This window comes from Curtobacterium sp. B8 (genome assembly GCF_000333315.1).
In the GTDB taxonomy this organism is placed as follows: Bacteria; Actinomycetota; Actinomycetes; order Actinomycetales; family Microbacteriaceae; genus Curtobacterium; species Curtobacterium luteum.
Window position 1 is genome coordinate 1 of the sequence record NZ_BACW01000359.1, and the last position, 10,573, is coordinate 10,573.

At 72.5% G+C, this 10,573-nt stretch carries 12 protein-coding genes; 8 read left to right on the forward strand and 4 right to left on the reverse strand.

Features of this window, described 5'->3' with window-relative positions; translation table 11 throughout:
• Nucleotides 1-215: hypothetical protein (locus tag I59_RS19625; protein ID WP_042726609.1), on the reverse strand; the 215-nt coding region annotated here is incomplete at its 3' end.
• 122 nt (nt 216-337) lie between these two features.
• On the opposite strand from I59_RS19625, the gene I59_RS09350 reads away from it, so the two are divergent.
• Together I59_RS09350 and I59_RS09355 are read left to right on the forward strand one after the other, a co-directional pair.
• The gene (locus tag I59_RS09350; protein WP_031273503.1) at nt 338-1,072 is read left to right on the forward strand and encodes a DUF4232 domain-containing protein; all 735 of its coding nucleotides are present in this window, start codon (nt 338-340) and stop codon (nt 1,070-1,072) included.
• Between the two features lie 25 nt (nt 1,073-1,097).
• On the forward strand, nt 1,098-1,511 hold the full coding sequence (locus tag I59_RS09355; RefSeq protein WP_022903649.1) for a GNAT family N-acetyltransferase: 414 nt from the start codon (nt 1,098-1,100) through the stop codon (nt 1,509-1,511).
• Nucleotides 1,512-1,628: 117 nt separating this feature from the next.
• On the opposite strand, the gene I59_RS09360 is transcribed toward I59_RS09355, so the two are convergent.
• Nucleotides 1,629-2,309 carry a hypothetical protein gene (locus I59_RS09360; RefSeq protein ID WP_022902958.1) on the reverse strand — a complete coding sequence of 227 codons (681 nt, stop codon included), beginning with the start codon at nt 2,307-2,309 and terminating at the stop codon, nt 1,629-1,631.
• A gap of 196 nt (nt 2,310-2,505) precedes the next feature.
• On the opposite strand from I59_RS09360, the gene I59_RS09365 reads away from it, so the two are divergent.
• The 6 genes from I59_RS09365 to I59_RS22810 all read left to right on the forward strand — a co-directional run bounded on the left by I59_RS09365 (nt 2,506) and on the right by I59_RS22810 (nt 7,586).
• Entirely contained in the window at nt 2,506-4,887 is a 2,382-nt protein-coding gene (locus I59_RS09365; protein WP_022903650.1) for a phosphoketolase, read from the forward strand.
• Nucleotides 4,888-5,013: 126 nt separating this feature from the next.
• Nucleotides 5,014-5,346, forward strand: a complete 333-nt coding sequence (locus tag I59_RS09370) for a hypothetical protein (protein WP_022903651.1) — start codon at nt 5,014-5,016, stop codon at nt 5,344-5,346.
• Entirely contained in the window at nt 5,336-5,551 is a 216-nt protein-coding gene (locus I59_RS09375; protein ID WP_022903652.1) for a hypothetical protein, read from the forward strand. Before I59_RS09370 ends, I59_RS09375 begins: the two co-directional genes overlap by 11 nt.
• 37 nt (nt 5,552-5,588) lie before the next feature.
• A complete protein-coding gene (locus tag I59_RS09380) occupies nt 5,589-6,272 on the forward strand; it encodes a fumarylacetoacetate hydrolase family protein (RefSeq protein WP_022903653.1) in 684 nt (227 codons plus the stop codon).
• Between the two features lie 158 nt (nt 6,273-6,430).
• Entirely contained in the window at nt 6,431-7,408 is a 978-nt protein-coding gene (locus tag I59_RS20860; RefSeq protein WP_022903654.1) for a sugar phosphate isomerase/epimerase, read from the forward strand.
• Between the two features lie 10 nt (nt 7,409-7,418).
• Nucleotides 7,419-7,586 carry a hypothetical protein gene (locus I59_RS22810; RefSeq protein WP_022903655.1) on the forward strand — a complete coding sequence of 56 codons (168 nt, stop codon included), beginning with the start codon at nt 7,419-7,421 and terminating at the stop codon, nt 7,584-7,586.
• 242 nt (nt 7,587-7,828) lie between these two features.
• Here I59_RS22810 and I59_RS22815 read toward each other — a convergent pair whose 3' ends face one another.
• Nucleotides 7,829-7,981 (reverse strand): hypothetical protein, encoded by a 153-nt coding sequence (locus I59_RS22815; RefSeq protein ID WP_022903656.1) that lies wholly within the window; start codon nt 7,979-7,981, stop codon nt 7,829-7,831.
• A 142-nt stretch (nt 7,982-8,123) separates the two neighbouring features.
• Nucleotides 8,124-10,502 carry an ATP-dependent DNA ligase gene (locus I59_RS19630; protein ID WP_261976549.1) on the reverse strand — a complete coding sequence of 793 codons (2,379 nt, stop codon included), beginning with the start codon at nt 10,500-10,502 and terminating at the stop codon, nt 8,124-8,126.
• Between the last annotated feature and the right edge of the window lie 71 nt (nt 10,503-10,573).

The window sequence follows — 10,573 nt, forward strand, 5'->3', positions numbered from 1 at the left end:
CCGGGGATGTCGCTCTCGACGTACTCGCCCTCTTCACCGTCGGGCGTCGGACGGTCCTCGCCCCGGATGTCGCTCGAGACGAACTCCCCCACCGGCTCGCTGCTGGCCACGTGCCCCTCGCCCGGGATCTCGCTGTCCGTGAAGGCTCCGGCGCGGGGTTCGACACCGTCCGCGCGACCCTCGTCGCCGCGTGCCTGCTCGTGCTTGTCCGTCATGGCGGTCTCCGTCGTCCGTGGTGCTGGTGGTGCACGGTTCCCCGTGCCGGTGCCCGCGAGTGTGCTCGCGGTGCCTGGACACTGCCCGAGACAGGGCTGCCGGGCGGTGGTTGCGTTGGTCCATGCAGCGCAGGACAGCAAGCTCGTTCGTGTCCGTCGCCGTCGGGGTGTTCGCCGTCGGGGTCCTCGCCGGGTGTGCCGGGGGTGGATCGACGACGGGTCCGACCGCCACGTCGGCGTCGACGGGCGCCGTGACCACCGCGCCCACCAGTGCGTCCGGGGGCCCGTCGGCCTCGGGGTCGGCCGGCTCGGGGTCGTCGGGGTCGGGGTCGTCGGGGTCGTCCTCGTCCGGGTCGGGGTCCGGGTCGTCGGGGTCGTCCTCGTCCGGATCGGGGTCGTCGTCCGCGGCCGGGTCGGCCCGGTGCGCGACGTCCGCCCTGGCGGTGGGAGAGGAGCCCGGGAGCGGGGGCGCCGCGGGCAGCACCGTCTTCCACATCACGCTCGAGAACACCGGGACGACGACCTGCACGCTGCAGGGCTGGCCCGGGGTCTCGTTCGTCGGTGGTGGCACGGGCAAGCAGATCGGTGCAGCGGCGACCCTCGACCGGTCGGCCCCGCACCCCACCGTGACACTGAAGCCGGGTCAGGTCGCCGTGGCACCGCTCAAGGTGGGGCAGGCCGGGAACTACTCGACGGCGGACTGCTCGCCCGTGACCCCGGACGGCTTCCGCGTCTACCCGCCGGGCTCGAAGACGTCGCTGTTCCTCAAGGACTCGGGACACCAGGCCTGCCGGGCGGCCGACGCGCCGCTGCTCAGCGTCCAGGCGTTCGTGCCGGAGGGCCAGGCGACCTCCTGACGGTCCGGTCTGCCACGATGACCCGGTGGTGACCATCGCGTGGACCGTACCGGGTCCGGACGAACTCGTCGAGCTCTACCGTTCCGTCGGCTGGTCGGCGTACACCCGCGACCCGGACCTGCTCGTCGCGGCGGTCGCCGGCTCGCACGGTGTCGTGACGGCCCGGGAGGACGGCGTCCTCGTCGGCCTGGCCCGGACGGTGTCCGACGGGGCGACGATCCTGTACGTGCAGGACGTCCTCGTGCACCCGGACCACCAGCGGACCGGCGTCGGGCGGGCGTTGCTCGGCGAGGTGCTCCGCCGGTACGCGCACGTCCGGCAGACCGTGCTGCTCACGGACGACGAGCCCGGTCAGCGGGCCTTCTACGAATCGCTCGGGTTCGTGGAGGCGCACGACGTGGCACCGGCTCCGCTGCGCTCGTTCGTGCTGTTGCGCTGAGCGTCCCGCTTCGCTGGCTCCGCTGCTGCTGCGCTGCGTCCCGTCGCACACGGAAGCGCCGCCCCGTCGTGCGGGGCGGCGCTTCGTGCGTGCGGTGCGGGTGGTGTCCGCGGGGTGTTACTTGATCTTGGCGGTGATGGTGGCGGTGCCGACGAGGAGGCCGCGCTTGACGGCGTCGGTGCCGAAGGTCTTGTTCAGCAGGCCGGCAGCGTCCTCGGAGATGTGGACCGTGGTGCCGGTCAGGACCGCGTTGTCACCCTCGAGCTGCAGCGGCTTGAGCGTGCCACCCCAGAGCTCGAACAGGTACGCGTTCGCGACCGCGACCTTGCCGTTGACCAGCACGTCACCGTAGAGCTTGGACGAACCCGGGTTCACCACGAAGTTCTCCAGCGTCACCGTCGTGTCACCGGCCTTGAGCGTCAGCCCCGAGTCGTCGTGGTTGAGCAGCCCCTGCACGTACGGACGGTAGTTGCCCTCCGGGTTCCAGTACGTCACCGAACCGGCCGTGATCGGGAACGACACCGACCCGTCGGCGAGCTTGGCGTTGCCCGACACACCCGGGGTCAGCTTCAGCGCGGTCAGCGCGTCGGTGAAGCCCGAGTCGAGCTTCACGGCCGTGGTGCCACCGAGGACCTCGGGCACCGACGCGACCGGCGCCGGGATCTTCGACGAGCTGGAGGAGACGGTGTGGACCGCCGGGGTCGACGCGTTCGCGGCGCCGACACCGAACGCGGCGCCACCGAGGACGAGCGCGCCGGTCGTGGCGAGGGTGATCGTGGTCTTCAGGCTCTTGCGCATGATGAGTTCCTTTGCTGTGTCGGTGCTCCGGCCGGTGGCCCTGCCTCCCTTGCTGTGCGGGAGACGTGTACCGGCCGTACATGACCGGGGAGCTTCTTGGGCGTTTCGCCCTTGTGACAGGCATTCGGCACCCCCCGCCGATCGGTTTGGATGCGTTGCTGGAAAATCTCCACCCACCCGTCCGTAGCGTGGGGTCATGTCCCCTGCATCCATCGCGACCACCGACCGCATCCGGGCGATCGACGCCTGGTGGCGCGCCGCGAACTACCTCACCGCCGGGCAGATCCACCTGCTCGACAACCCGCTCCTCACCCGGCCGATCGAGCCGGACGACATCAAGCCGCGCCTGCTCGGCCACTGGGGGACCTCGCCGGCGCTCAACCTCGTCTACGCGCACTGCAACGCGCTCATCGCCGAGACGGACCGCCGTCTGCTGTACGTCTGCGGTCCGGGGCACGGGGGCCCGGCGATGAACGCGAACGCCTGGCTCGAGGGCACCTGGAGCGAGCTCTACCCGGAGATCACCCCGGACGAGGACGGTCTCCGGCAGTTCTTCCGGCAGTTCTCGTTCCCGGGGGGCATCCCGTCGCACGCGGCACCCGAGACGCCCGGCTCGATCAACGAGGGCGGCGAGCTCGGGTACTCCCTCGCCCACGCGTACGGAGCGGCGCTCGACGACCCCGACCTCGTGGTCGCGTGCGTCGTCGGCGACGGCGAGGCCGAGACCGGTCCGCTCGCCGCCTCGTGGCAGGCGCACACGTTCATCGACCCGGTGTCGGACGGGGCCGTGCTGCCGATCCTCAACCTCAACGGGTGGAAGATCGCGAACCCGACCGTCCTCGCCCGGATCCCCGGCGAGGACCTCGACGCCTACTTCCGCGGTCTCGGGTACGAGCCGATCACCGTGGACTCCGGCCGGGTCGGCGACGACCCCTACGCCGTGCACGCACTCTTCGACGCCGCGCTCCGGCGAGCCCTCGCGCGCATCGACGACATCCAGGCCGCCGCCCGCGCCCAGGCGGAGCGCGCCGCTGCCGGACAGCCCGCCGGGGCCGCCGACCTGCGGCCGCGCTGGCCGATGATCATCCTCCGGACGCCGAAGGGGTGGACGGGGCCGAACGAGGGCACGTTCCACTCGCACCAGATCCCGCTGCCGGACGTGCGGACGAACGACGAGGACCGCGCCCGGCTCGAGGCGTGGATGCGCTCCTACCGCCCGGAGGAGCTCTTCGACGAGCGGGGCCGTCCGATCGGGATCCTCGGCTCGATCCGGCCCGAGGGCGACCTGCGCATGAGCGCCACCCCCGTCGCGAACGGTGGGCGGCTCCGGACCGCGCTCGACCTGCCCGCCATCACGGAGCACGGCGTCGCGGCCGGCGAACCCGCCTCCGCGACGGGCACGCTGGGCCGTTGGCTCGCGTCGGTGGTCGAGCGGAACGGGTCGGCCTTCCGGCTGTTCGGGCCCGACGAGACGATCTCGAACAAGCTCGACGCGGTGTTCGACGTGACCTCGCGCGTGTGGCGGGCTGACCGCGCACCCGGCGACGAGCACCTCGCCGCGCGGGGCCGCGTGATCGAACTGCTGTCCGAGCACGTGCTGGAGGGCATGCTCGAGGGCTACGTCCTGACGGGTCGGCACGGCATCCTCAACACCTACGAGGCCTTCGCGCACATCATCGACTCCATGGTCGGCCAGTACGCCAAGTGGCTCGAGTCGTCCTCGGACCTCGACTGGCGCCTGCCGGTCTCGAACCTGACGATCCTGCTCTCGTCGCACGTCTGGCGGCAGGACCACAACGGCTTCTCCCACCAGGACCCCGGCTTCCTCGACGTCGTCGCGTCGAAGCAGCAGGACCTCGTGCGCATCAAGCTGCCGGCCGACGCGAACACCCTGCTCGCGGTCACCGCCCACGCGCTCGAGACGACGAACCGCATCGAGGTCATCGTCGCCGGCAAGCACCCCGAGCCGGTGTTCCTGTCCCTCGAGGACGCGGTCGCCCACGCCGCGGCCGGCCTGGGCGTCTGGGACTGGGCCGGCACCGAGACCGAGGTCGGGCGCGCGGACGTGGTGCTCGTGGGCGCCGGCGACGTCCCGACCGTCGAGACCCTCGCCGCGGCGGCCATCATCCGCCAGCACGCCCCCGGCGTCGGCGTCCGGGTCGTGAACGTCGTCGACCTGCTGTCGATCGGCGACCCGCGGAAGCACGACCACCCGGTGTCGGACGAGCGGTACGACGAGGTGTTCCTCCCGGGGACGCCCGCCGTCTTCGCGTTCCACGGGTACCCGGCGCTCGTGCACCAGCTCACCTACCGCCGCCACGGGCACGACGACCTGCACGTGCACGGCTTCCAGGAGCAGGGCACGACCACGACCCCGTTCGACATGCTCATCCGGAACGACATGGACCGGTTCGCGCTGGCCCACGACGCACTGACGCGGGTCGACGCGTCGGCGCACAGCGAGCTGCTCGACCGCCTGACCGCGGCCCGTGACGCCGCCCGTGCGTACGCGTACTCGCGGGGCGAGGACCACCCGTCGGTCGCCGGGTGGGAGTTCGCGGGGTGGCCGCAGGACTGAGCGGGCCGCGGCCCCGCCGGGCGGTCCCCGGACGCGGCTCCTGCACCTGCCTGGAGGCACGACCCACCCTCCACAGGACCGGTCACGCTCGTCGCGTGGCCGGTCCATTGCCGTCAAGCTCGGGGCATGGACGTGGGGTGGACGAGTGCGGCGGTGGCGGTCATCGGTGCCGTGGTGGCGGTCGCGAGCCTGGTCGTGACGGTGGTCGAGGGCGTCCGGGCACGGCGACATACGAAGTTCTTGGCGCACCACGACCACTGGTGGCAGCGTTGGTCGTGGATCGCCGAGCGGGCGCTCTCGGACGACGACACCGAGCAGGACGCGGCGGCGTTCATGGCTCATGCGGTCCTGACCCGGTCATGGTCGACGCCGGATGACAAGTGGATGGACCGTGCCCTCGACGACCACGAAGTCTGGGCGTCCAACAGGAGGCGGAAGGAGACACATCATGATCGGTGAGATGGAGGACGAGCGGTTCTTCGAGGTCTTCGCGCGGTACGAGCGCAGCACGCTCGAACTGCTCCAGGACCCGCACTACGGCCCGATCATCCGGTCGGACGGGTCACTCGAACGCCTCGAGGAGCTGCGGATCGAACGCCGGGAGCGCGAAGAGCGTGCCCGCGCCCGGAAGCTCCGCGCCGAGGCGTCCCTCGCCGAGGGGTGACGGGGACGGTCCGGCCTCGTCGTGCCATGGTGGGCGGGTGAGCGACTTCGTGGTCCCGGTACCGCCCCAGCCGTCCGTCCCGACGAGCACCGGCGGTCGGTTCCCGGTCCGCCGCGTCTTCTGCGTCGGCCGGAACTACGCCGCGCACGCTCGGGAGATGGGCCACGACCCGGACCGCGAGCCCCCGTTCTTCTTCACGAAGCCGGCGGACGCCGTGGTGACGGACGACGCCGACACCCCGTACCCGCCGCTGACCGGCCAGCTCGAGCACGAGGTCGAGCTCGTCGTCGCGATCGGCGCACCCGCGGTCGACGTCCCCGTGGCCGATGCCCTCGACGTCGTGTGGGGCTACGGCGTCGGACTCGACCTCACCCGGCGTGACCTGCAGGCCGAGGCCAAGCGACTCGGGCGCCCGTGGGACGCCGCGAAGGGCTTCGACGCCTCGGCCCCCGTCGGGACGCTCGTGCCGGCCGCCGGGGTCGACCCGACCTCCGGAGCCGTGGAGCTGCACGTCGGCGGTGCGCTGCGCCAGTCCGGCGACCTCGCGGACCAGATCTGGTCGGTCGCGGAGACCATCGCCGAGCTGTCCCGGTCCGTCCGCCTCGCTCCGGGCGACCTGCTGATGACCGGCACCCCGGACGGGGTCGGCCCGCTCGTGCGCGGTGACGTCGTCGAGGGCCAGATCGCCGGCGTCGGGACCGTGCGCACACGGATCGTCTGAGCACCCGCGCATACCGGCCACGTGTCGAGCGACTGGGAGCGCTCGCAGGTCTGCGGCGTAGACCTCGGTGTGACGTCGGGGGTCTGCGGCGTCGCAACACCACGGACGGGGCAGCCTGCTGGGGAGCAGTCGCCCGTCCGGATTCCGGAGGTGCCGCCGTGCTCGAACACGACCTGCTCGCCACGTCCTCGACCTGGGCTGGCGACGAACCGATCGGCGACCGTGTCCGCGCCGTCGGTGACGCCGGCTTCGCGGGGCTCTCGCTCACCGTGGGCGACCTCCACGAGGTGCGCGCGACGATGGGCTTCGCTGCGCTCCGTCGCGTGCTCGACCGTGCCGGGATCGTGTGGGTGCAGCTCGGCCCGCTCGACCGGTGGTGGACCAGCGCCGATCGCTCCGCGGACGAGGAGGCCGACCGGGGCGTGGTGTTCGAGGCGACGGCTGCGCTGCGCGCGTGGCAGGTCGTCGTCCGCGCCGACACCACCCTCACCGTCACGCCGAACGCGATGCTCGACGACTGGATCGCGCTCGCGCAACGGACGGAGCACCTCGGCGCCCAGCTCGTCCTCGAGCCCGAACCGTGGTCGAACCTGCCCACCGTCGAGCGGGCCTCCCGCTTCGTCACCGCCGCCGGGCACCCGAACGGCGGCCTGCTCCTCGACGCGATGCACACGCTCCGCGGGGGTTCGACCCTCGCGTCCGTCCACGAGGGTGTCGCCCCGTCGGCCCTCGCCGCCGTGGAGTTGAGCGACGGTCTCCTCCACACACCGGCCGGCATGACGCTCGCCGAGGAGTCCCGCGCTGCCCGCCACCTCCCCGGGTCCGGTGCGTGGGACCTGCCCGGCTTCGTCCGGACGGTCCGCGACCTGGGCTTCGACGAGCCCTGGGGCGTCGAGGTCCGGACGGCGGCGCACCGGGCGATGCCGACGGCCGAAGCACTCCGCACCGCAGCTGCCGCGACCCGGGCCGTGCTCGACGCCGCCGACGCGTTCGGCGCCCCCGCCGCCCCGGCCATGCCGTCGACCCCGGCGCCGACGTCCGCAGTGGACTACGAGTCGTCGCACGGTGCGCCACGATCGCCGATGCCGACGCTCCCCACGCCTCGCCGCGAGGCCGACTCAGGGGCCCCCGCGTAGCGTCGCGGTCATGACCGACCACGACGACGAACTCCTCCGCCGCTCCCAGGACGCGATCGACGAGGCGAAGGCCGCTGCGGCCGACGTGACCGAGCCCGACGAGGACGAGCTCGTCGATGAGGACCTGGCCGCCGCCGACGACGCCGCACCGGCGGACGGTCCCGCTCCGGCACCCTGACCCGCGTCATCCGGACATCGTCACGACCCGGTGTGACGATCCGGTTCGTCACACCGTCTCAGTGGTGAGCCTGCCAGCGGCTCCCCGCTGCTGGCCCGAGCGCGCCGTGGCCGGTCCATCCCTGAACGCCGGTCACGGCGCTCCCGACGGTGGCCCGTGCGTCCCCTGATCCGGCGTGCGGGCCGCCTTCAGTTCGCCGTCAGTGCGGTCAGTCCTCGGCCGCGTCTCACCTTCACCGCGTCTCAGTCCTCGACCTCGTCGCCGAGGAAGTCCGCGTACGTGATCTCGCCGTCCGAGACGACGGCCGGCGGCTCCACCGCGTGTCGCGCACGGTTGCCCGGTGCCGCTCCGCGTTCCTCCGGGGTGAACGGCGGCAGGTACTTGCTCGTGCTCATGGTCACGCCCTTCCGTCCCCGTGAACGTAACAGTCGCGCGAGGAGCGGCGGCAGGCTCCCGGCGGGATCGTCCCCCGTGGAGCGGCCGAACGGGGGACGGAAGTTCGCCCGAGGCGGACCCCATGCGTGTGCATGTGCGCGATCAGGACTCCCGGACGACGTCCCCGGGGTCCTTGTCGGGCCGCCACCCGCGCCACGAGGGCTGCCGGAGCCGACCGTCGCCGGTCCACTCGGCGAACTCCACCTCGCCCACCCGTGTCGCTCGGACCCAGTGCGCGTCGCGCGCATCGGGACGCGGGACGTCCACGAACGGCGACGTCTTCCGCTCCAGGGGGCCGAGGGTGTCCGCGATCTCGTCGAGGTCCCGGTCGCGGAAGCCGGTGCCGACCTTGCCGACGTACTCCAACCCGTCCGGCCCCGGCACACCGAGCAGGAGGGACCCGATGCCGCCGGCACGTCGACCGGCACCGGGCTTCCACCCGCCGACGACGACCTCCTGCGTCGCGTGGTGCTTCACCTTCAGCCAGGCCTCTGACCTGCGGCCCTCGGCGTACCGGGAGGTGCGCTTCTTCGCGACGACGCCCTCCAGACCACGACGACGGGACTCGGCGAGCGCCGCCGCGAAGTCGCCCTCGACGGCGTCGGGCACCTCGACCGCACCGCCGGGCTCGACCACGGTCGCGAGGGCCTCCCGGCGTGCCGTGTACCCGTGCCGGGTCAGCTCGTGCCCGTCGGCCTCGAGCACGTCGAAGAGGAACAGCCGCACGGGGGTCCGTCGGCGGGCTGCCTCCACCTCGCGCGGCTTCGTGAGGCCCATGCGCTCCTGGAGGAGCTGGAACGAGGGCCGACCCCGGTCGTCGAGCGCGACGACCTCGCCGTCGTAGACGCCGTCGACCGCGGCCCGGTCGCCGAGGTCCTGCAGCTCCGGGTACTGGTCGGTCAGGTCGTTGCCGTTCCGGCTGCGCAGCGTGACGTGGCCGTCCCGTACGGTGGCGAGCACGCGGACGCCGTCCCACTTCAGCTCGAAGGCCCAGTCGTCGGGGTCGAGGTGCGGCTCGCCCGTCGTGAGGGAGGCCTGCATCGTGCGGCGCTCGGTCGGGGGTTCCGACGCACGGGCCGTCGCGTGGCCCGCCGGCCGCTCGGTCCGCCCCGACGCTGCCCGGTCGCCGGCGCCGGGTTCGCGGGCGGGTTGCTCCTTCGTCCGGTGGATGAGCCAGTTCTTCTCGTCGCCGTCGCGTCCACGACCACGGCCGCGGGTGTGCAGGAGTGCGAGGCGACGGGCGCCGCCGGTGCGGCCGTGGAGCGTGACGATGACCTCCTCGCCGTCGCGCCACTTCTCGAGGTCGTACGTGCCGTCGTCCCACACCGTGACGGTCCCCCCGCCGTACTCGGCGTGCGGGATGGTCCCCTCGAACCCGCCGTACTCGAGCGGGTGGTCCTCGGTCTGCACGGCGAGGTGGTTCTTCCCCGGGTCGGTGGGCTCCCCCTTCGGCAGGGCCCAGCTGACGAGCACCCCGTCGTGTTCGAGCCGGAAGTCGTAGTGGTCCCTCGTGGCGTGGTGCTCCTGGATGATGAACGTCTGCAGGCCGTCCTCGCGGACCGTCGGCGGTCCGGCCGGGACCGGCTCCGGGGTCTTCGACGCGTCGCGCTTGGCGCGGTACGCGCTCAGCCGGTCCTCGCTCGCCCGGTTCGCGTCGGCCGTCCGCGCGCCGTCCCAGTGTCCGGCGTCCGGGCGGCCGACCGACAACGAGGCGGCGGCGACCGGGTGCAGGAGGTCGCCACGGGCCTCCAGGCGGTCCAGGACCTCGTCCAGCGTCAGCTGGGCGAGGCCGCGCTGGGTGAGCTCGTCCCAGGTGCGCGGGGCAGCGACCGTCGGCCGGTCACGGCCGCGCAACGAGTACGGAGCGATCGTCGTCTTGTTGCCGTTGTTCTGCGACCAGTCGACGAACACCTTGCCGGTGCGGTCGGCCCGACTCATCGACGACAGGACGAGGTCGGGCAGGTCCTGCTCGAGTGCACGCGCGAGCTCGTGCGCGACCTCGGAGACCTGCGTCGTCGTCGCGCGTCCGTCGAGGGCGGCGTAGAGGTGGATGCCCTTGGAGCCGGAGGTCACCGGGTAGGGGTCGAGTCCCATGCCCTGCAGGACCTCACGTGCGGCGACGGCGACCTCGACGCACTCCGCAAGGCCGACGCCTTCGCCGGGGTCGAGGTCGAGGACGAGCCGGTCCGGGTCATGGTGTCCACCGCGTGGCCCGAAGCGCCACTGCGGGACGTGCAGCTCGAGCGCGGCCTGCTGTGCCATCCACACGAGCGTCGCGATGTCGTCGACGATCGGGTACTCGGTGTCGTGCTCCTTGTGCGCGATGGTGTGGTGCCGGACCCAGTCGGGTGCGGTGTCCGGCAGGTTCTTCTCGAAGAAGACCTTGCCGTCGACGCCGTTCGCCCAGCGCTTCCGAGTGACCGGGCGGTCCTTGACGTGCGGGATCATCCACGGGGCGACCCGCTCGTAGTACTCGATCACCCGCCCTTCGTCGTGCCGGTCGCCGGGTAGAGGACTTGTCGGTGTTGCTCAGGCTGATCGTCCGCCCGCCG

Excerpts from the sequence above, each read along its gene's own strand:
- I59_RS09350 (WP_031273503.1), top strand. The coding sequence starts at position 338 with ATGCAGCGCAGGACAGCAAGCTCGTTCGTGTCCGTCGCCGTCGGGGTG.
- I59_RS09360 (WP_022902958.1), bottom strand. The coding sequence starts at position 2,309 with ATGCGCAAGAGCCTGAAGACCACGATCACCCTCGCCACGACCGGCGCG.
- I59_RS09365 (WP_022903650.1), top strand. The coding sequence starts at position 2,506 with ATGTCCCCTGCATCCATCGCGACCACCGACCGCATCCGGGCGATCGAC.
- I59_RS09370 (WP_022903651.1), top strand. The coding sequence starts at position 5,014 with ATGGACGTGGGGTGGACGAGTGCGGCGGTGGCGGTCATCGGTGCCGTG.
- I59_RS09375 (WP_022903652.1), top strand. The coding sequence starts at position 5,336 with ATGATCGGTGAGATGGAGGACGAGCGGTTCTTCGAGGTCTTCGCGCGG.
- I59_RS22810 (WP_022903655.1), top strand. The coding sequence starts at position 7,419 with ATGACCGACCACGACGACGAACTCCTCCGCCGCTCCCAGGACGCGATC.
- I59_RS22815 (WP_022903656.1), bottom strand. The coding sequence starts at position 7,981 with ATGAGCACGAGCAAGTACCTGCCGCCGTTCACCCCGGAGGAACGCGGA.